Here is a 19,645-nt window from a genome sequence, read left to right on the forward strand (position 1 = left end):
AGGGCAGAGCACAAAAGACATATTTTCGATCAGGTAAAACGCCGGTAACGGGCAGGCGAACGAAAAGCGTAAGCGCCATGGATGGCGCGATCCGAGCGCACAGGGATGTGTTTACAGCGACTTTTCGTTTTGCCCGTTACCCGCGTCATCACCGGAGCGGCATAAAAAAACCGCCGTTTTTCAGCGGCGGTTTCCGGTATTCACAGAACAGCGGGAAATTACTTAACTTCTTCGCCTTTGGCCTGCAAGTCAGCATGGTAAGAAGAGCGGACAAACGGGCCGCAGGCAGCGTGGGTGAAGCCCATTGCCATTGCTTCGGCTTTCATTTCCTCAAACTCTTCCGGGCTGACATAACGCTGAACCGGCAGATGGTGACGGCTCGGCTGGAGATACTGCCCCAGGGTCAGCATGGTCACGCCGTGACGGCGCAGATCGCGCATCACATCGAGGATCTCTTCATTGGTTTCACCTAAGCCGACCATCAGGCCGGATTTGGTCGGGATCTCCGGATGAGCTTCTTTAAAGCGCTCCAGCAGTTTCAGTGACCACTCATAGTTTGCACCCGGGCGCACCTGGCGGTAAATACGCGGTACGTTTTCCAGGTTGTGGTTGAAAACATCCGGCGGAGTAGCGGTCAGGATCTCCAGCGCTTTGTCCATACGGCCACGGAAGTCCGGCACCAGTGTTTCAATTTTAATCGCCGGGCTGTGGTCGCGGATGGCGGTGATACAGTCAGCAAAGTGCTGTGCACCGCCGTCACGCAGGTCATCACGGTCAACAGAGGTGATGACCACATAGCGCAGTCCCATATCTTTGATGGTCTGACCGAGTTTCTGCGGTTCGTTGGCATCCGGTGCATTCGGACGGCCATGAGCAACGTCACAGAACGGGCAGCGGCGGGTACAGATAGCCCCGAGGATCATAAACGTGGCTGTACCGTGGTTAAAGCATTCGCTCAGGTTCGGGCAGGAGGCTTCCTCACAGACAGAATGCAGGCCGTTACGGCGCATTGCATCCTTTATCCCTTTGATTTTATGGGAATCTGCCGGAAGTTTGATTTTCATCCAGCTTGGTTTGCGTAATCGTTCGGTCGTCTCTGATACCAGGTTTTTGACCGGGATAAGCGCCATTTTATCGGCATCACGGTATTTGATACCGCGTTCCATCTGAATTGGTTTACTCATGTTTATGTCATTTCCGGTTAGATTCATCGGATAGTGATTGATGAGCGCCGTGGTGACGGCTTGTCTGCTGAATGTAACGAAGTCATCAATCTTTTAAAAATCTTTTTAAAAATGTTAAAAAAATTATATCACTATTCTGCGGCAAGTTGGAATCCTAATTGCCGGCAGAATTGTGCGGTCAGCACGGGCTGAACATCCGCAAGGGTAATACCGGGAACAAAATCAGCCATTTGTGTCATGGCGAGGCCGGCATAGCCACACGGATTAATACGGTGAAAAGGCTCGAGATCCATGTTGATATTGAGTGCCAGGCCGTGGAATGAGCGGCCGTTGCGGATCCGCAGACCGAGTGAACAGATTTTATTCCCCGCCACATAAACACCGGGGGCATCCGGGCGCGGGTAAGCGTCAATATTCCACTGTTTCAGGGTCTCAACCACTGAATTTTCCAGCGCGGTTACCAGTTCGCGCACACCGATTTTATCGCGTTTGAGATCAATCATCACATACATGACCTGCTGTCCCGGGCCGTGGTACGTCACCTGGCCGCCGCGATCGGACTGGATCACCGGGATATCACCGGGGGCGAGGACATGTTCGGCTTTCCCGGCCTGGCCCTGGGTAAAAACGCGCTCATGCTCGACCAGCCAGATCTCGTTGCCGGTTTCCGCCGTACGCTGTTCGGTAAATTGGTGCATGGCTTCAGAGACAGGATGATAAGGCCGCAGGCCCAGCTGACGTAAAACGATGGTGTTATTTTGCAAAATGGTATCTTCAGTTCGGTATGCCGGGCCAGCAGTATAACGCGCACGGCAAATACGTACCAGTGATGCGCATAAAATGTTCAGAGGGATAAAAAAAAGGCCGCCTTTCCGGGCGGCCTGAAATGATGAAGAAATGACGGTGTTACAGCACCATTCTGACGCGCTCTAACGCGCCTAATTCTTCGTACAGATTCTCGATCTGCTCAATGTGTGTCGCGTCAATGGTGACAGAAACGGAATGATAGGTTCCTTTGCTGCTTGGTTTGATTGACGGACTGTAGTCACCAGGCGCGTGGCGCTGAATCACTTCCAGAACATCATTCACTAATTCCGGTTCAGCGGCACCCATCACTTTGTAGGTAAATGAGCAGGGGAACTCTAACAGTTCATTGAGTTTGGTTTTCATGGGTGCTCCTTAATAAAGCAAAACTTCAGATGAACTAAATATGGGGATAGTTCATCTGATTTCAAGTCTCAGCCGAACCAGCGGTGAAACAGCAGGCGGATATAGTCGATCAGACGGCTGAAGAAGTTCCCTTCCGGTACCGCTTCCGTCACGACCAGCGGACGGGTTTCAATGATCTGGTTGTCGAGCTGGAAATTAATGGTGCCGACCACCTGGTTTTTCGCCAGCGGTGCGTGCAGCTCCGGATTGGTCAGGACAAAACCGGCTTTCAGATCTTTCAGGCGACCGCGCGGAATGGTGATATAAACATCATTTTCCACTCCCAGCTGTACTTTGTCTTTATCCCCGAACCAGACGATTTCAGACACCAGCGGGTTGTCTTTCTGCATCGGTTTGACCGTTTCAAAGAAACGGAAGCCCCAGGTGAGCAGTTTTTTGCTTTCCGCATTACGGGCTTTGGCTGATTTGGTGCCCATCACCACGGAGATCAGACGCATGTCCCCTTCGGTGGCGGAAGCGACCAGGTTATAACCCGCGCCGTTGGTGTGGCCGGTTTTAATCCCGTCCGCATTCAGGCTTTTATCACCCAGCAGATCGTTACGGTTTTGCTGGGTAATATTATTATAGGTGAATGAGCGCTCTTTATAGATGGCGTATTCATTCGGCACGTCACGGATCATTGCCTGACCAATCAGTGCCATATCCCGGGCTGTACTGTACTGGCCGTCGGCATCCAGGCCGTGAACGGTTTTAAAGTGGGTATTTTTCAGGCCAAGCTGCGCCACATACTGGTTCATCTGACCGACAAACGTGTCCTGATCGCCGGCGACAAATTCCGCCATCGCCACACAGGCATCATTACCGGATTGCAGATTAATGCCGCGGCTCAGGTCGGATACGCTGACGCGCTCGCCCGGTTTGAGGAACATCAGCGAGGAGCCGCGGAATACCGGGTTACCGGTCGCCCAGGCGTTTTCCCCGATGGTGACCATGGTCTCCGGTGTGAATTTGCCGGTGTTCATTGCCTGGCCGATGACATAGCTGGTCATCATTTTGGTCAGGCTGGCCGGATCACGGCGGACATCGGCATTTTTTTCCGCCAGCACTTTTCCTGAGTGGTAATCCATCAGGATATAGGATTCCGCTTCAATATCCGGGACAGGCGGGATGGTGGTATTCAGATTCGGAACATCAGCGGCAGAAGCTGCGGCGCTCAGTGCCAGGGTCAGACCGAAAGCGGCCAGACGCCCGGCGCGGTGTTGATAAGTCGTTGCGTATTTCATGAGTGTTAAAACAACATTGATGATGCCGGTGAAAAAGAAACGCTATCATAGCAAAACTGCCATGACAGCGCGTAGTGTTATCACTGCCTGTTTTACGGTGCCAGGATAAATGAATTCATATTCAGTTGCTGCTGAAGGCGTCCCTGTACTTCGGCGGCCCGTTCACGGCTGGTAAACGGCCCCAGCTGGACGCGGAACATATCACCGGAGGATTCTGTCATACCGGGCACACCCAGTTTATCGCTGAGTTCTTTCTGCCACTGTGATGCGCGTTCCTCACTTGCCACGGCACCCACCTGGACACGGTAACCGCTGACGGCGATCTGTTGCGGCGCTGGTGCGGCGGTGTTCTCAGTTTGGGTTTCTGCCGGTGCTGCGGGCTGTCTCACGGTCGGGATCAGTGCGGATTCCGGCTGCGGCTGTGCCATAACAGGACGGCTGTTGATCGGCACCACCGGGGTGGTGTTGGTCACCGGGGTACCAAGGGCACTTGTTTTGCCCAGTTCAGGGCGGCCCGGCAGGGCATAGCTCTGTTTGGCGACCACAGTGCCGACAGTTCCGGAGCCGCTCAGCGAGCCGTCTTCCGCGACCACAATCGGGTCAATTTTAATTTTGGTATTCGGCAGCAGGTTCAGGCGATCTGCCACAGCGCGGGAAAGCCCGATCTGTTTACCCGGCATATACGGGCCGCGATCGTTAATCCGCACCACCATCATGCGGTTATTCGCCATATTGGTGATCCGCGCATAGCCGGGGATTGGCAGCGTCGGGTGAGACGCGGTCAGTTCGGCGCTGTTGACGATTTCGCCGGTAGCAGTCCGGTTGCCGTTCTGAGCCTGACCATAAATCCAGGCGTATCCCTGCTGGCTGAAGTTTTCCGGATCACGGACAATCTGATACTGCTGACCATTACGGACGTAATCATTATTCGCACCCGGATGCAGCGGCTCATAAGCCGGTACGGCACCGAGGATCTCTTTTGCCGGGCCCGGCGGCGGTGTCTGTTTGACCGGCTGCTGCACTGACGGGCAACCTGCCAGCAACGCGGCCATCGCTGTGACCGCAATCCATTGTAAACGCATGAAAACCTCGTAATGTATTATAAGCTTTTTGACAGCATCTTACGGTGTGTATGAATTGACATGACAATACCAAACCCTGCCATTAATACAATCAGGGCGGAGCCGCCGTAACTCATCATCGGCAGCGGCACTCCGACCACCGGCAGGATCCCGCTGACCATACCGATATTCACAAACACATAAACAAAGAAGATGAGCATCAGACCACCCACCATCACCCGTCCGAAGGTATTTTGTGCACGGGCGGCAATCATCAGCCCGCGCATAATGATCAGCAGATAGAGTACCAGCAGGAAGATCACACCCACCAGCCCCAGCTCTTCCGCGAGGACGGCAAAGATAAAGTCAGTATGACGTTCCGGCAGGAATTCCAGCTGGGATTGCGTACCCAGCATCCAGCCTTTTCCGGCCAGTCCGCCGGAGCCGATGGCAATTTTTGACTGAATAATATGATAACCGGCACCGAGCGGGTCGGTTTCCGGATCGAGCAGCATCATCACGCGGCCACGCTGGTAATCGTGCATCAGGAAAAACCAGAGCAGCGGAATAAAGGCGGCGAGCAGCAGCAGAGCTATCCCGATAAGACGCCAGCTCATCCCCGCCAGGAACAGCACAAAAATACCGGAGGCGGCAACCAGGATGGATGTCCCGAGATCAGGCTGTGCAGCGACAAGCAGAGTCGGCACAACGACCAGCAGCAGGGCGATGGCGGTATTTTTCAGGGTCGGCGGACACTGGTCGCGGTTCATAAACCGCGCCACCATCAGCGGAACGGCAATTTTGGCAATCTCGGACGGCTGGAAACGGACAATCCCCAGATCCAGCCAGCGCTGTGCACCTTTACTGATCTGCCCGAAGACATCCACAAAGACCAGCAGGATGACACAGACAATATAGAGGTGCGGTGCCCAGGTTTCATACACGCGGGGCGGGATCTGCGCCAGAATCAGCATAATGATGATACCGGAGAAAATCTGCCCGAGGCGGCGCTCCATCATCTCCGGATCCAGCCCGCTGGCACTCCACAGCACAAATGCACTGTAAACCAGCAGGATCAGCAGCAGCACCAGCAACGGGAAGTCGATGTGCATGCGGGTCATCAGGGATACTTTGCGCGGATTATCAGTCATGGGCATTACTCTGTTTCACTGCCGGGCGGTGATGGCGGAGCATCCGGCAGTACCGTGTTGTTATCACCCAGCAGGACATGGTCAAGGATCTGGCGGACCAGAGTACCGACTGCCGGGCCTGCACCGCCGTTTTCCAGAATAATGGTCACCGCCACTTTCGGGTTATCGTACGGTGCGTAAGCAATCATTAATTTATGGTCGCGCAGGCGTTCCGCCAGTTTGCTGGCGTTATAGGTTTCGTAGCTGAACACCTGTGCTGTACCGGATTTGGCGGCGGCTTTGTACGGCGTACCGGCAAAGAATTTCCGGCCTGTGCCGTTCGGTGCATTGGCCACACCGAGCATCCCGGATTTGGCCAGTTCCCAGTAACCGGAATGAATATCACCGATAGCAATATATTCTTTCTGCTCATACGGCAGCATACCGCCGCCTTCTTTGGTGCCGAGCAGCAGGTGAGGTGTTTTCACCACACCATCATTTATCAGGGTATTAAGGGCTTTTGACATCTGGATCGGCGTTGATGTCCAGTATCCCTGGCCGATCCCGACCGGGATGGTATCGCCCTGATACCATTGTTTCTTATAGCGCCGCTGTTTCCATTCACGGGTCGGCATCACACCGTTGTACTCTTCCATCAGATCGATACCGGAATACTCGCCGTAACCAAAGCGGGTCATCCAGGCGGACAGGCGGTCGATCCCCATGTCATACGCCACCTGATAGAAGAAGGTATCCGCCGATTCAATAATCGATTTCACCACGTTCAGGTTACCGTGACCATAGCGCTTCCAGTCGCGGTAACGTTTTTCCGATCCCGGCAACTGCCACCAGCCGGGGTCAAAAATCGTGGTGTTACGGGTGATCACGTTTTCGCTGAGAGCAGCCACTGAAATAAACGGTTTCACGGTGGATGCAGGCGGATAGAGCCCCTGAGTGGTACGGTTGATCAGCGGGCGATCAGGGTTATTAAGCAGACCCCGGTAATCCGGACCGGAAATGCCGTTCACAAACAGGTTCGGGTCATAACTCGGGTTGGACACCAGCGCCAGGATTTCGCCGTTGCGCGGATCACTCACCACGACAGCCGCACGGCTGGTGGTCAGCAGTTTTTCGATATACATCTGCAACTCGAGATCAATCGTCAGATAGATATCTTTCCCGGCCTGCGGTGCCTGCTCGTGTAACTGGCGGATCACACGGCCGCGGCTGTTGACTTCCACTTCCTCATAGCCGGTTTTACCGTGCAGGACGGATTCATAATAGCGCTCAATACCCAGCTTACCGATGTCATGAGTGGCCGCATAGTTCGGCAAAATACCGTCTTTATCCAGACGTTCGACATCTTTATCGTTAATTTTTGCCACATAACCAATCACATGGGTCAGGGCGGAGCCGTAAGGGTAGAAGCGGCGCTGATAGCCTTTGATCTCCAGTCCCGGGAACCGGTACTGATTTACCGAAAACCGCGCCACCTGAATCTGGTTGAGCGGGGTTTTCAGCGGAATAGAGGTAAAGCGGCGCGAACGGCGGCGCTCTTTTTCATAATTTGCGATGTCTTCGTCGGACAGATCGACGATTTCGCGCAGTTCATTCAGCACACCCGGCAGATCAGTAACTTTCTCGGGCACGATTTCGAGCTGATAAATGGTTCTGTTTTCCGCCAGCAGGGTGCCTTTGCGGTCATAAATCAGACCACGGCTCGGCGGAATAGGGACCAGCTTGATCCGGTTATCATTGGAACGGGTCTGATAATCTTCATGGCGGTTAATCTGGAGATGATAGAGATTCACCACCAGTACGGCAGATAAAATAACAATACCGATAAATGCAACCACCGCACGGCGGATAAACAGGGCGGATTCCGCGCTGTAATCGCGGAAGTCCATCCGTTGCTTGTGTTTTTTCTTATCGCCGTCAGGCGCGTTCAGACCGGGCACTGCGGTTATTCCCTGTGATACGGATGATTGGCAGTAATACTCCAGGCGCGGTACAGACTCTCCGCCACCAGCACACGCACCAGCGGGTGCGGCAGGGTCAGCGGGGAGAGAGACCAGCTCTGCTCTGCGGCGGCTTTACAGGCAGGCGAAAGACCTTCCGGGCCGCCGATAAGCAGGCTGATGTTGCGTCCGTCCTGCTTCCAGCGCTCCAGTTGCCCGGCCAGCTGAGGGGTATCCCAGCGTGCGCCGGGAATATCCAGTGTGACAATCCGGTTGCCTTTGCCCGCCGCCGCCAGCATTAACTCACCTTCTTTTTCCAGAATCCGTTTGATGTCTGCGTTTTTTCCCCGCTTTCCGGCCGGGATTTCGGTCAGTTCAAACGGCATATCTTTCGGAAAACGATGGAGATAATCCTGAAACCCGGTTTCGACCCAGTCAGGCATTTTGGTGCCGACGGCAATGAGCTGTAACTTCAACACTCAGCTCCAGAGTTTCTCTAATTCATACATACGGCGGCTTTCATCCTGCATCACATGCACGATAGCTTCACCGAGATCGACAACAATCCAGTCAGAAATGCCCTGACCTTCCACGCCGAGCGGCATCATACCGGCCTGACGGCAGTCAGTGACGAGGTTATCGGCCACAGACGCCAGATGGCGGCTGGATGTACCGGTACAGATAATCATGTGGTCGGTAATGCTGGATTTACCGCGTACATCAATAGTAATAATGTCCTGTGCTTTGGAGTCTTCGAGTTTATCAATAATAAACTCAAGTAATTCTGTGCCTTGCAAAAGGTTCACCTTATATTCCGGATAAATAGATAACAGAACACATCCCCGTCAGTCGTACCGTCGTGGCAGTTCCGGCGCGGGGTTGCTGTGTGCCGGGGGATAATCGCTATTTTACGTTACAGAGGGCAATTTTGCGAGGCTCACCCTGCGTTGCCGCCGGCACCGCAAGAATAACAGCGAACAGGGGGAATACAAAGCAGTAAAGATTAAAGAAATATCAGGAAATGTACGGACAGGGAAAACAGAAACAGTGCACTTTGTACTATAGTCACTCCGTAACAGATAAAAAGGCGGAAAATATGACATATCAGCGACAGACGGAAAATGATGATGAAGAAGTGTTGTGGCGGCAACAGGCACGGCTGGAACTCACTCAGGCACTGAATTCGCCGCTCGGTGCGGGCGGGCTGATCCGTCTGCACAGCCGTTACAAATACGCGCTGATGGCATATTCACCGCAGATATATAAAAGCAGCGGACGGCTGTTGTCACAGGCGGGAACACTCTCCCCGGCTGAACTGGCGGAAACGGCGGCGGTCTGGCAGCGGGAACTGCTGACCGCATTTTCACAGCCTGCGACCCGCGCCAATATGACCAATGCGCTGATGCATATGCAGGGGTATTTTAAACGTTTGCTGAGCCCGGCAGAAAAGCAGCAGATGAGTGCGGCGATTGAGGCTTACCGTACCGGAACCGGCTCTGCGGAAGCGGTGAAACATCTGTTACTCACCACTGCCCGTCACTATCAGACAGATTATCTGTGCGATCAGGCAATTCTGCAGCCGGTAACACCGGCTCAGTCACACTCCGGGCGCAGCAGTGTGTAGCGATCGCCCATATTTTCATAGCCCCAGTCACACATCAGCAGCAGAATCGGGATCAGTGAACGGCCTTTTTCTGTAATGGTGTATTCCACTCGGGGCGGCACTTCGGCAAAGACCATCCGGGTCAGCAGGCCGTCCGCTTCCATCTCGCGTAATTGATTGGTTAATGTTTTTTGTGAAATATTGACAATATAAGCCCGTATTTCCCCGAAACGCTGAACGATTTTTTCAGATAATAAATTCAATATTAACGGTTTATATTTCCCGCCGATAACCGACAGCGTAACTTCTATTTCACTGACCACTACAATTTTCTTTATTTTATCGTCCATTAGTTACCTTCAGGTTACTTTGTGAAATAAATCTGCCTTCTTGATATATGTAAAGCAAGGAATAAAATCATGCAACTTTATTTATATTCTCAAGGTAAATGCAATGAAAAAATTAGTGGTTATTACCGGCGCCAGTTCCGGTATCGGTGAATCTGTGGCAAAACGGATGAGTCAGGCCGGACATCCGGTCTTATTACTGGCACGCCGCAGCCAGATTACCGAAGGGTTTCATCTGCCGGACAGCCTGTGCCGCAGCGTGGATGTGACGGATCTTGCGGCAATGAAAGCCGCCATAGCGGAAGCAGAAAGCCTGTACGGAAAAACGGATTTATTAATTAACTGTGCGGGCGTTATGCTGCTGGATAATCCGTATGATCAGGATTATGCAGAATGGCAGCAAATGGTGGATGTGAATATTAACGGTGTTCTGACCGGGATTAATATTGTATTGCACGATATGGTTGCGCGTCAGGAAGGCACCATTATTAATATCAGTTCAATTGCCGGACGAAAAACATTTCCGAGCCATTCTGTCTATTGCGGAACCAAATTTGCCGTTCATGCGATAACGGAAAATATCCGTGAAGAAGTGGCACCGTCAAATGTCCGTTTAATTACCATAGCCCCGGGCGTGGTGGAAACACCATTATTAAGTCATACGACCAATGAGGAAATTAAGCAGAATTACCAGACCTGGAAAAAAGAAATTCAGTCAGGTCTGGATCCGGAAAAAATCGCGGATTGTATTCAGTTTGCTTATCAGCAACCGCAGGATGTGTGCATCCGTGAGATTGTGATTGCCAAAACCCGGCAGGCAGGGTGAGTCAGCGGTACAATCCCTGTGCCAGAATGTAGTCCTGAACGGCGGGGGCCAGCTGATCGCTGCAGTCCTCGCCATTTTTCAGCCGTTCGCGGATATTGGTGGCAGAAATCGGAAACAGGGGGGTATCAGCCAGGAAAATATAACCGCACGGTCGTTTGTGCAGGCTTTCCGGCGTGGTGACCAGATGCTGTACAAACCAGTCGGCCAACCGTTCGGACGGAAAATCGAGTGAATACCCCGGTCGTTTGCAGACCAGGATATGGCACAGGGTCAGGATCTTGTCCCATTCATGCCAGGTATCAATCGTGAGCAGGGAATCCTGGCCGATGATAAAGGCCAGCGGCCGCCGTGAACCAATTTCAGCCCGGTACTGACGCAGTGTTTCCACCGTATAGGAGAGGGCATCGCGGCGCAGTTCACGGTCATCCACCAGGAACAGCGGATCACCGTTAACAGCCAGTTGTGCCATCATCAGCCGCTGTTGTGCGTCCGCTTTCGGCTGCGGACGGTGCGGCGGGACATTGTTCGGCAGTAAAATCACCTGTTCCAGACCGGCTTCCGCCGCCATGGCTTTCACGGTATTAATGTGTGCCTGGTGGATCGGGTCAAATGTGCCGCCGTACAGCGCCAGAATCCGGTTATCCGCGTTGTTCGTCATAGAGGATCTGTCCTGTCTGTGCTTTACCGCTCAGGAGCAGTGTCAGTGTCAGTAAGTCATCACTTACGGATTGTCCGTAATCCTGCTTGAGGCGGATTTCAATACGGGTGATCAGGGATATCGCCACCTGCAAAGTATGCGCATCAAGGCGATCCAGTGCATCGGTTATCATACCCCGGCGGTTCTGCCAGATGCGATGCTTGTCGAACAGGGTGCGCAGCGGCTGGTTTCGGCTTTCGCGCTGTAATGTCAGTAACTGCATCACTTCCCGCTGGACGGTGCGCAGCAGGATCACCGGCTCATTATCTTCCGCCAGCAGCTGAGTCAGGATATGACAGGCGCGTTTGCTTTTGCCGGCCAGCAGGGCATCCACCCAGTGATACGGGGTAAAGTGTGCCGCATCATTTACCGCTGCTTCCACACGGGGCAGGGTGAGTTTGCCGTCCGGATAAATCAGCGCCAGACGGGATAAGGCCTGTGACAGCGCCAGCAGATTGCCTTCGTAGCAATAGCAGAGCAGGCGGACAGCCTGTTCATCCGGCTGAAGCTGTAACAGTGCGGCCCGGGCAGTGACCCATTGCGGCAACCGGTTCAGATCCGGTGTCATACAGGCGATATACACACCATCCTGTGCCAGTGCTTTAAACCACGCACTGTTTTCCTGGGCTTTGGTCAGTTTATGGCCGCGCAGTATCAGCAGCAGATCCGGATGTAATTGTCCGGCCAGCCGGAGAAGCTGTTCGCCCATTGCAGCATTGGGACCGTTTTCCGGCAGATACAGGGTGAGAGTCTGCCGTCCGGCAAACAGACTGAGTGACCGGCAGACAGAAAAAATCGCATCCCAGTCAGTATGTTGTTCAAGTGAAAAGGTGAAGTGCTCGTCAAATCCCTGTTCCTGCGCCGCATGGCGGATAGCATCCCGGGATTCCTGAAGCAGTAACGGCTCGTTCCCCCAGAGGAGGTAACGTTCACGCAGCCCCGAACGGAGCTGCGTGATAAGTTGCTCAGGTGAAACTTTTATCATGCCTTCGGTGCGACAATCTCAGCCGCTTCAGCATTTTCAGCCTGTTTCTGTTGTTCGGACGGCTGGATAATCAGCAGTTTACGAACCAGACGGGCAGCCGCCTGCTCACGCATTTCCTGGCGGATCATATCTTTTTCCGCATCTTTTGCGAGGGCTTCCAGCGGGTTATCGAAGAATGAACGGTCAACGCGGACGTTGATCGGATAAACCGACCCGTTCGGCATAATGACCTGGGCATTCAGGTAATAAACCAGTTCTTTCTCAGCGGCTTTACCGTCCTGGAAAATCGATACTGTCTCTTCCGAACCTTCGGAAGAACTGGTGATCTTCAGAACCGGGATGGTGGCATCGCCACCCTCAATAATCTGAACGTTATTCAGCAGCAGTTGCTGGCGGATAGCACGGGTCTGTTCGCCATACGGATCACCGGTGCTGATTTGCAGTTTCTGCAGTTCAGGCGGGATTTGCGTGGTGCCGCGCAGATGGAAGCCGCAGCCTGCGGTGACCAGCACCGCAAGCCCGAGCAACAGCGTAATAATGCGATGTCGCACGATATCTCCTTAAATTAACCCACGACCAGGTTCAGTAATTTACCCGGCACATAAATGACTTTGCGAACACTCACACCTTCGAGGTATTTCGCCACATTAGCTTCCTGCGAGGCCAGCGCCATGACAGCATCCTGCTCCGCATCGGCGGCAACCGTAATACGGCCGCGGACTTTACCGTTGATCTGGATAACAATCAGTTTGGTATCGTCAATCATCGCTTCTTCGCTGGCGACCGGCCACTGTGCATCATCCACATCCGTTTCGTGACCCAGCGCTTTCCACAGGGTGAAACCGGCGTGCGGGATAATCGGAGACAGCATACGGATAACCGCATCCAGCGCTTCCTGCATCAGTGCGCGATCCTGCTCTGTTTCCTGAGGTGCGCGCTGCAGTTCATTGAGCAGTTCCATAATCGCCGCGATGGCGGTGTTGAACTGCTTACGGCGGCCTGCGTCATCGCTGACTTTGGCAATGGTTTTGTGCAGTGAGCGGCGCAGATCTTTCTGTTCCGGTGTCAGGCTGCTGATATCCAGCGGCGCGGTTTTGCCTTTCTGAACATGCTCATACACCAGACGCCATACACGGCGGATAAAGCGGTTCGCGCCTTCCACGCCGGATTCCTGCCACTCCAGGGTCAGTTCCGGTGGTGCCGCAAACATCATAAACAGACGAACAGTATCCGCACCGTATTTTTCCACCATAATCTGCGGATCAACGCCGTTGTTCTTCGATTTTGACATTTTGCTCATGCCGGTGTGAACCAGCTCGCGGCCTTCTTTATCTGTTGCCTTGATGATACGGTTTTTATCATCACGCTCAAGAATAGCTTCTTCCGGAGAGACCCACACGCGGTGGCCGTCAGTGTCGGTGTAATAGAAGGAATCGGCCAGCACCATGCCCTGACACAGCAGGTTTTTCGCCGGCTCATTTGAGTTCACCAGACCGGCATCACGCATCAGTTTGTGGAAGAAGCGGAAATACATCAGGTGCATAATGGCGTGTTCGATACCACCGATATACTGATCGACCGGCAGCCAGTAGTTGGCCGCAGCCGGATCCAGCATGCCTTTGTCATAGTCCGGGCAGCAGTAACGGGCATAATACCAGGAGGATTCCATAAAGGTATCGAAGGTATCAGTTTCACGCAGTGCAGGCTGACCGTTGATGGTGGTTTTTGCCCACTCCGGATCGGCTTTAATCGGGCTGGTGATGCCGTCCATGACCACGTCTTCCGGCAGGATAACCGGTAACTGATCTTCCGGAACCGGTACCACGGTACCGTCTTCCAGGGTTGCCATCGGGATTGGTGCGCCCCAGTAACGCTGACGGGAAACCCCCCAGTCGCGCAGACGGTAGTTTACTTTGCGCTCGCCGACGCCGAGTGCCACCAGTTTGTCCGCAATCGCGTTAAAACCGGCAGTGTAATCCAGACCATCAAATTCACCGGAGTTGAACAGGGTGTTTTTGCCGGTCATTGCCGCTTCACTGATATCCGGCGCATTGCCGTCTTCGCCCAGAATGACCGGTTTGATTGGTAAACCGTATTTGGTGGCGAATTCCCAGTCGCGCTGGTCGTGTGCCGGAACCGCCATAACAGCACCGGTGCCGTATTCCATGAGAACAAAGTTGGCGACCCAGACCGCGACTTTTTCGCCGGTCAGCGGGTGAATGGCAAACATACCGGTTGCCATACCTTTTTTCTCCATCGTGGCCATTTCAGCTTCAGCCACTTTGGTATTACGGCACTCGTCGATAAAGGTTTTCAGTTCCGGATTGTTCTGCGCAGCCTGCTGTGCCAGCGGATGACCCGCCGCCACCGCCAGATAAGTGACACCCATAAAGGTATCCGGGCGGGTGGTGTAGACACTCAGTTTTTCTGTGCTGTCCGCGACATCAAAGGTGATTTCCACCCCTTCGGAACGGCCGATCCAGTTGCGCTGCATGGTTTTGACCTGCTCCGGCCAGTCTTCCAGCGTATCCAGATCATTGAGGAGTTCTTCGGCATAAGCGGTGATTTTGATAAACCACTGCGGGATCTCTTTGCGCTCAACCGGGGTATCACAACGCCAGCAGCAACCGTCGATAACCTGTTCGTTCGCGAGAACCGTCAGGTCATGCGGACACCAGTTCACGGCGGAAGTCTTCTTATATGCCAGACCTTTTTCATACAGTTTGGTGAAGAACCACTGTTCCCAGCGGTAATATTCCGGCGTACAGGTGGTGACTTCGCGATCCCAGTCGTAGGCGAAACCCAGCTTTTTCAGCTGCTGTTTCATGTATTCGATATTGGCATAGGTCCACGGTGCCGGAGCGGTGTTATTTTTTACCGCCGCACCTTCCGCAGGCAGACCGAACGCATCCCAGCCAATCGGCTGTAAGACGTTTTTACCCAGCATGCGCTGGTAGCGTGACATCACATCACCCAGGGTGTAGTTACGCACGTGGCCCATGTGTAGTCGTCCTGAAGGGTATGGCAGCATAGACAGGCAGTAGTATTTCTCTTTACTGTTATCTTCAGTCACTTTAAATGTTTGTTTTTCCTGCCAGTGACTCTGGACTTGTTGCTCTATGTCTTCGGGACGATATTGTTCTTGCATGGCACCGGTATTCCTGTGGTGATGAACTGCCGGACACGGACTGACGACCAGACCGGACGGACAGCATGAAAATATTGGGTTTCGTTAATTTCTGACCCGTTAGCATAGCCGATATGCCCCTGAGGGAACAACAGTTAAGGGCGTAAAGGGATGAAAAAAGCAGGGGAATGATAAAGAGAAGAAGAAAGGCCGGTCTGTGACCGGCCGGTCAGAACATCAGTGCAGAATTTTGGCCAGAAAATCTTTGGCGCGATCGGATTTCGGGTTGGCAAAGAAATCATCTTTTTTGCTGTCCTCGACGATTTTGCCTTCATCCATGAAAATCACGCGGTCTGCCACTTTACGGGCAAAGCCCATCTCATGGGTGACCACCATCATTGTCATGCCTTCGTGTGCCAGTTCAACCATCACGTCCAGCACTTCGTTGATCATTTCCGGGTCGAGGGCGGATGTCGGCTCATCAAACAGCATGGCGACAGGATCCATACACAGGGCGCGGGCGATAGCCACACGCTGCTGCTGCCCGCCGGACAACTGGGACGGGAATTTATCCGCATGGGCAGACAGCCCGACGCGCTCCAGCAGTTTCAGCCCTTTTTCTTTTGCTGCCGCTTTATCGCGCCCCAGCACTTTTACCTGTGCCAGAGTCAGGTTTTCCACAATGGAGAGGTGCGGGAACAGCTCAAAGTGCTGGAATACCATGCCGACTTTGGAACGCAGTTTCGCCAGGTTGGTGTGTTTGTCATTCACCTGAATATCATTGACGAAAATTTCGCCCTGCTGCACCGGCTCAAGGCCGTTGACGGTTTTTATCAGCGTGGATTTACCGGAGCCGGACGGACCGCACACCACAACCACTTCCCCTTTTTTGACGTCGGTCGAGCAGTCGGTTAAGACACGGAACTGACCGTACCATTTGGAAATATTTTTCAGGGAGATCATGACACAGTCCTTCTCTTGAGATAATTAACCAGCATTGATGCACCAAAGCTGATAACAAAATAAACCGCACCCGCAAACAGCACCATCTCGATTTGTGTTCCGTCACGCTCGCCGATATTGCTGGCGGTGCGGAAGAAATCGGTCAGGCTGAGCACATACACCAGTGAGGTATCCTGGAACAGGACAATCCCCTGGGTCAGCAGCAGCGGTATCATCGCGCGGAATGCCTGCGGCAGAACAACCAGACGCATGGTCTGCATTTTGGTCATACCGAGGGCGAGTGAGGCGGATGTTTGTCCCCGTGACACACTCTGAATCCCGGCGCGGATAATTTCAGCATAATACGCAGCTTCAAACAGGGAAAACGCTACCATAGCTGAGATCAGACGGATATCTGTTTTTGGTGATATGCCAAGAACATTTTGGACTAAGTTAGGCACAATCAGATAGAACCATAACAGCACCATCACCAGCGGAACGGAGCGGAAGGCGTTCACATAGAGAGCAGCCAGCCAGCTCACAATCTTTATGGATGACAGGCGCATCATGGCCAGTATCGTGCCCCACAGGATGCCGATAACAATCGCGGTAACCGTGATTTTCGCCGTAATAACCAGCCCCTGTAACAGGAACGGCATGCCCGGCATCACCGAACTCCAGTCAAATTCGTACATCAGTGGCCTCCTGTCCCGGGCAGACGCACCCGTTTTTCCAGTAAATGCATGGCCAGCATAATAATAACGTTGATGCCGACGTAGGCGAGGGTGATTGCGGTAAAGGACTCATAGGCTCTTGCGGAGTAATCCAGTAACTTCCCTGCCTGTGCGGCCATATCGACCAGTCCGATAGTGGAGGCGATGGCGGAGTTTTTCACCAGATTGAGCATTTCCGATGTCATCGGCGGAATAATCACGCGGTAGGCATTCGGCAGCAGCACATAACGGTAAGTCTGCGGCAGTGTCAGCCCCATCGCCAGTCCGGCGGCTTTCTGGCCGCGCGGCAGTGACTGAATGGCGGCACGTACCTGTTCGGTCATACGGGCGGCGGTAAACAGCCCCAGACAGAGGGTGGAGGAAATAAAGAACTGGATATTCGGGTCGAGATCCATTTTAAACCAGTCGCGCAGAGACGACGGCAGAAACTCCGGGATCACCAGATACCAGGTGAAGAACTGGACGATCAGCGGCACATTACGGAAAATTTCCACATAAATGGTACCGAGCGAGGAGAGAAACTTATTCGGCACCGTACGGAGAATACCGAACAGGGATCCCACCAGAAAGGCGATAATCCAGGCACAGATTGACAGCAGCACGGTGACCTTCAGGCCGGACAGGATCCAGCCGAGGTAAGTGGTGTTGCCGAAGGGGGCGGGCTGAAAAAAGATGCCCCAGTCCCAGTTAGCTGACATAGCGCGGCTCCCGGTAAAAGAACGAACTCCCTGTATAAGACGGATAACCAGTGGTTACCGGACAGACAGTGTGTTTGCATGCAACGGACTGTGGTTTATCGTCCGCGCCCGCGTCAGTTGTGAACGCGGGCGCGGCGGTCTTAGTTATATCCTCAGTCCGGACGGTGCAGCCGGTCAGGCTGTCAGCCGCCGTGGCAGTTATTCAAAGGCTTTATCGTTCGGCGCTTTGAACAGCCCTTTCATTTCATCGGATAATTCAAAGTTCAGGTTGAGATTCTTAGGCGGAATCGGCTGTTTGAACCAGCGGGTATAGGATTTTTCAGCCTCACCGGAGGTTTGTGCATCAGAAACGGTTTTATCGATCAGCGCTTTGAACTGCGGATCATCTTTGCGCAGCATACAGCCGTAGGCTTCTTCGGACTGCGGTGTGCCGACAATCACCCAGTTATCCGGTTTTTTCGCTTTGGCGCGCTCACCGGCCAGCAGGGCATCATCCATCATAAAGGCGACCGCACGACCGGATTCCAGGGTGCGGAAGGCATCCCCGTGGTCTTTGGCGCTGATAATGCGCATCTTCATCTGCTTCTCATCATTGAGTTTGTTGAGCAGCATTTCAGACGTGGTACCGGATGTGACCACCACGTTTTTCCCGGCGAGATCGGCAAAGTCTTTGATGCCGGAATCTTTACCGGTCAGCAGGCGGGTACCGACCACAAAAATGGTGTTGGAGAAGGCGGCCTGCTGCTGACGGGCCAGGTTGTTGGTGGTGGAGCCGCACTCAAAATCGAATGTGCCGTTCTGTAACAGCGGAATGCGGTTCTGAGAGGTCACCGGGATCAGTTTTACCTGTAAATCCGGTTTATTCAGGGTCTTTTTCACTGCATCAACAATATGGTTGGAGTAATCCTGGGAATATCCGACCACGTTTTGCTGGTTATCGTAATAAGAGAAAGGAACAGAGGATTCGCGGTGACCGACAACAATCACGCCGCTGTCATTGATTTTTTTCAGTGTACCGGCCAGCTCTTCAGCAGAAACCGCCGCACTGGCAAGCGCAGCTCCGGTGACCAGTACAGACAAAACTAACTTGCGCATAAACAACTCCTTTTCGGGAAACGGTATAAGGACGTGTGTTGCTCTTGTGTTTGTATTGTTAAAAATAGAACATAATTGTTAATTAATGGAAGTTAATTTGTTTTAAATCGGGAGATCCCTCTCACTCTGTCCGATAAAGATGTGCAAGTTACACCCGGAACGCGTGTTCACATTAAATTATGGTATTTTGAATTGATTTGGTTTTATATGCTGGTTATGGTGTGTTTGTTAACCTGTTAATAGTGCTTTTTGCTGTCACAGGCGATGCTTTTATGGCCGGGAAGTGCTATTGTGTCATAATCCGCAGTTGTAACAATTCTGCGGTGCAGAGGTAACATCACATTGCGGTTAAATGTGTAAAGTTATGGTTATCCGGTTGTCTGAAATCGCAGGCTGTGTAAGATAGGCGGTAACTATCGGGGAGCGGGCTATGCTGAAGCAACGCAGGCAGGGTTATTTGCTGCTGTTTTTCACATTATTCTTTATCCTGTTGTGTCTGACACAACGGACGTCTGGTGCGCCCCGCATCAGTCTGAGCCCGTCTGCGGATTTCACCACCCCGGTACTGCTGAGTGATACGGAAGCCGGCAGCGTTAATCCCGGTGGTACCTGTGATATCAGCGCCAAGTCGCTGAGTACCGTGCCGCAGTTCCCGGCAGAACCTCTCTTTTTTGCCCTTCTTTTCTTCGTCATGACCGCGGTGATTGTTCCTGTCCGTTACCGTTCGCGTTCGTGGCGTCAGCATATCCCGCCGATGCGGCTGCGCAGGCATCTCCATTTCTGTGTTATGAGGGATTAGCAACCG

General features: G+C 53.0%; 21 protein-coding genes. 3 read left to right on the forward strand and 18 right to left on the reverse strand.

Annotation, left to right across the window (positions count from 1 at the left end; translation table 11 throughout):
* Positions 1 to 218: 218 nt before the first annotated feature.
* The 9 genes from lipA to rsfS form a co-directional block, all read right to left on the reverse strand.
* Positions 219 to 1,184 carry a lipoyl synthase gene (gene lipA, locus AB7038_RS15450; RefSeq protein ID WP_004235585.1) on the reverse strand — a complete coding sequence of 322 codons (966 nt, stop codon included), beginning with the start codon at positions 1,182 to 1,184 and terminating at the stop codon, positions 219 to 221.
* Positions 1,185 to 1,315: 131 nt separating this feature from the next.
* Positions 1,316 to 1,948, reverse strand: coding sequence for a lipoyl(octanoyl) transferase LipB (lipB, locus tag AB7038_RS15455; protein WP_368890275.1), 633 nt, complete (start codon positions 1,946 to 1,948; stop codon positions 1,316 to 1,318).
* 142 nt (positions 1,949 to 2,090) lie between these two features.
* Positions 2,091 to 2,354, reverse strand: a complete 264-nt coding sequence (gene ybeD / locus AB7038_RS15460; RefSeq protein WP_004235588.1) for a DUF493 family protein YbeD — start codon at positions 2,352 to 2,354, stop codon at positions 2,091 to 2,093.
* 68 nt (positions 2,355 to 2,422) lie between these two features.
* Positions 2,423 to 3,637, reverse strand: coding sequence for a D-alanyl-D-alanine carboxypeptidase DacA (gene dacA / locus AB7038_RS15465; RefSeq protein ID WP_368890274.1), 1,215 nt, complete (start codon positions 3,635 to 3,637; stop codon positions 2,423 to 2,425).
* A 92-nt stretch (positions 3,638 to 3,729) separates the two neighbouring features.
* A complete protein-coding gene (gene rlpA, locus AB7038_RS15470; protein WP_369453616.1) occupies positions 3,730 to 4,719 on the reverse strand; it encodes an endolytic peptidoglycan transglycosylase RlpA in 990 nt (329 codons plus the stop codon).
* A gap of 17 nt (positions 4,720 to 4,736) precedes the next feature.
* Positions 4,737 to 5,849 carry a peptidoglycan glycosyltransferase MrdB gene (mrdB, locus tag AB7038_RS15475; RefSeq protein WP_072871285.1) on the reverse strand — a complete coding sequence of 371 codons (1,113 nt, stop codon included), beginning with the start codon at positions 5,847 to 5,849 and terminating at the stop codon, positions 4,737 to 4,739.
* Between the two features lie 5 nt (positions 5,850 to 5,854).
* Complete coding sequence (gene mrdA / locus AB7038_RS15480) at positions 5,855 to 7,735, reverse strand: peptidoglycan DD-transpeptidase MrdA (protein ID WP_369453633.1); 1,881 nt, start codon at positions 7,733 to 7,735, stop codon at positions 5,855 to 5,857.
* 56 nt (positions 7,736 to 7,791) lie between these two features.
* Positions 7,792 to 8,262 (reverse strand): 23S rRNA (pseudouridine(1915)-N(3))-methyltransferase RlmH, encoded by a 471-nt coding sequence (gene rlmH / locus AB7038_RS15485; RefSeq protein WP_004235593.1) that lies wholly within the window; start codon positions 8,260 to 8,262, stop codon positions 7,792 to 7,794.
* A 3-nt stretch (positions 8,263 to 8,265) separates the two neighbouring features.
* Positions 8,266 to 8,592: a ribosome silencing factor gene (gene rsfS, locus AB7038_RS15490; RefSeq protein ID WP_004240847.1), complete on the reverse strand. Its 327-nt coding sequence runs from the start codon at positions 8,590 to 8,592 to the stop codon at positions 8,266 to 8,268.
* 290 nt (positions 8,593 to 8,882) lie between these two features.
* Here rsfS and AB7038_RS15495 point away from each other — a divergent pair, with 290 nt between their 5' ends.
* Entirely contained in the window at positions 8,883 to 9,410 is a 528-nt protein-coding gene (locus AB7038_RS15495) for a DUF1722 domain-containing protein (RefSeq protein WP_369453617.1), read from the forward strand.
* On the opposite strand, the gene AB7038_RS15500 is transcribed toward AB7038_RS15495, so the two are convergent.
* On the reverse strand, positions 9,380 to 9,739 hold the full coding sequence (locus AB7038_RS15500; RefSeq protein ID WP_368890271.1) for a winged helix-turn-helix transcriptional regulator: 360 nt from the start codon (positions 9,737 to 9,739) through the stop codon (positions 9,380 to 9,382). The two genes, AB7038_RS15495 and AB7038_RS15500, sit on opposite strands and share 31 nt — an antisense overlap.
* 103 nt (positions 9,740 to 9,842) lie before the next feature.
* Here AB7038_RS15500 and AB7038_RS15505 point away from each other — a divergent pair, with 103 nt between their 5' ends.
* Entirely contained in the window at positions 9,843 to 10,562 is a 720-nt protein-coding gene (locus tag AB7038_RS15505) for an SDR family oxidoreductase (RefSeq protein WP_062772233.1), read from the forward strand.
* 1 nt (position 10,563) lies between these two features.
* On the opposite strand, the gene nadD is transcribed toward AB7038_RS15505, so the two are convergent.
* The 8 genes from nadD to AB7038_RS15545 form a co-directional block, all read right to left on the reverse strand.
* Positions 10,564 to 11,220: a nicotinate-nucleotide adenylyltransferase gene (gene nadD / locus AB7038_RS15510; RefSeq protein ID WP_108655193.1), complete on the reverse strand. Its 657-nt coding sequence runs from the start codon at positions 11,218 to 11,220 to the stop codon at positions 10,564 to 10,566.
* Positions 11,201 to 12,244 carry a DNA polymerase III subunit delta gene (gene holA / locus AB7038_RS15515; RefSeq protein ID WP_274370919.1) on the reverse strand — a complete coding sequence of 348 codons (1,044 nt, stop codon included), beginning with the start codon at positions 12,242 to 12,244 and terminating at the stop codon, positions 11,201 to 11,203. The genes nadD and holA overlap by 20 nt, the downstream gene beginning before the upstream one ends.
* Entirely contained in the window at positions 12,241 to 12,795 is a 555-nt protein-coding gene (gene lptE, locus AB7038_RS15520; protein WP_015422538.1) for an LPS assembly lipoprotein LptE, read from the reverse strand. The genes holA and lptE overlap by 4 nt, the downstream gene beginning before the upstream one ends.
* A gap of 14 nt (positions 12,796 to 12,809) precedes the next feature.
* Complete coding sequence (gene leuS, locus AB7038_RS15525) at positions 12,810 to 15,392, reverse strand: leucine--tRNA ligase (protein WP_119312955.1); 2,583 nt, start codon at positions 15,390 to 15,392, stop codon at positions 12,810 to 12,812.
* Positions 15,393 to 15,608: 216 nt separating this feature from the next.
* Complete coding sequence (locus AB7038_RS15530; RefSeq protein ID WP_072871272.1) at positions 15,609 to 16,334, reverse strand: amino acid ABC transporter ATP-binding protein; 726 nt, start codon at positions 16,332 to 16,334, stop codon at positions 15,609 to 15,611.
* Entirely contained in the window at positions 16,331 to 17,008 is a 678-nt protein-coding gene (gene gltK, locus AB7038_RS15535; protein ID WP_004235602.1) for a glutamate/aspartate ABC transporter permease GltK, read from the reverse strand. Before gltK ends, AB7038_RS15530 begins: the two co-directional genes overlap by 4 nt.
* Positions 17,008 to 17,745 carry an amino acid ABC transporter permease gene (locus AB7038_RS15540; protein ID WP_004235603.1) on the reverse strand — a complete coding sequence of 246 codons (738 nt, stop codon included), beginning with the start codon at positions 17,743 to 17,745 and terminating at the stop codon, positions 17,008 to 17,010. Before AB7038_RS15540 ends, gltK begins: the two co-directional genes overlap by 1 nt.
* 198 nt (positions 17,746 to 17,943) lie before the next feature.
* Complete coding sequence (locus tag AB7038_RS15545; protein WP_024474175.1) at positions 17,944 to 18,846, reverse strand: glutamate/aspartate ABC transporter substrate-binding protein; 903 nt, start codon at positions 18,844 to 18,846, stop codon at positions 17,944 to 17,946.
* A 424-nt stretch (positions 18,847 to 19,270) separates the two neighbouring features.
* Between AB7038_RS15545 and AB7038_RS15550 the strand changes: the two genes are divergently transcribed.
* Complete coding sequence (locus AB7038_RS15550) at positions 19,271 to 19,639, forward strand: copper-binding protein (RefSeq protein WP_368888810.1); 369 nt, start codon at positions 19,271 to 19,273, stop codon at positions 19,637 to 19,639.
* Positions 19,640 to 19,645: the final 6 nt, after the last annotated feature.

The sequence above is a fragment of the Morganella morganii genome (assembly GCF_041099235.1).
Classification (GTDB): Bacteria; Pseudomonadota; Gammaproteobacteria; order Enterobacterales; family Enterobacteriaceae; genus Morganella; species Morganella morganii_E.

Bases quoted from the DNA above. Each gene is read 5' to 3' on its own strand.
- lipA (WP_004235585.1), bottom strand. From the start codon at position 1,184: ATGAGTAAACCAATTCAGATGGAACGCGGTATCAAATACCGTGATGCC.
- ybeD (WP_004235588.1), bottom strand. From the start codon at position 2,354: ATGAAAACCAAACTCAATGAACTGTTAGAGTTCCCCTGCTCATTTACC.
- dacA (WP_368890274.1), bottom strand. From the start codon at position 3,637: ATGAAATACGCAACGACTTATCAACACCGCGCCGGGCGTCTGGCCGCT.
- rlpA (WP_369453616.1), bottom strand. From the start codon at position 4,719: ATGCGTTTACAATGGATTGCGGTCACAGCGATGGCCGCGTTGCTGGCA.
- mrdB (WP_072871285.1), bottom strand. From the start codon at position 5,849: ATGACTGATAATCCGCGCAAAGTATCCCTGATGACCCGCATGCACATC.
- mrdA (WP_369453633.1), bottom strand. From the start codon at position 7,735: ATGGACTTCCGCGATTACAGCGCGGAATCCGCCCTGTTTATCCGCCGT.
- AB7038_RS15495 (WP_369453617.1), top strand. From the start codon at position 8,883: ATGACATATCAGCGACAGACGGAAAATGATGATGAAGAAGTGTTGTGG.
- AB7038_RS15500 (WP_368890271.1), bottom strand. From the start codon at position 9,739: ATGGACGATAAAATAAAGAAAATTGTAGTGGTCAGTGAAATAGAAGTT.
- AB7038_RS15505 (WP_062772233.1), top strand. From the start codon at position 9,843: ATGAAAAAATTAGTGGTTATTACCGGCGCCAGTTCCGGTATCGGTGAA.
- nadD (WP_108655193.1), bottom strand. From the start codon at position 11,220: ATGACGAACAACGCGGATAACCGGATTCTGGCGCTGTACGGCGGCACA.
- holA (WP_274370919.1), bottom strand. From the start codon at position 12,244: ATGATAAAAGTTTCACCTGAGCAACTTATCACGCAGCTCCGTTCGGGG.
- leuS (WP_119312955.1), bottom strand. From the start codon at position 15,392: ATGCAAGAACAATATCGTCCCGAAGACATAGAGCAACAAGTCCAGAGT.
- AB7038_RS15530 (WP_072871272.1), bottom strand. From the start codon at position 16,334: ATGATCTCCCTGAAAAATATTTCCAAATGGTACGGTCAGTTCCGTGTC.
- gltK (WP_004235602.1), bottom strand. From the start codon at position 17,008: ATGTACGAATTTGACTGGAGTTCGGTGATGCCGGGCATGCCGTTCCTG.
- AB7038_RS15540 (WP_004235603.1), bottom strand. From the start codon at position 17,745: ATGTCAGCTAACTGGGACTGGGGCATCTTTTTTCAGCCCGCCCCCTTC.
- AB7038_RS15550 (WP_368888810.1), top strand. From the start codon at position 19,271: ATGCTGAAGCAACGCAGGCAGGGTTATTTGCTGCTGTTTTTCACATTA.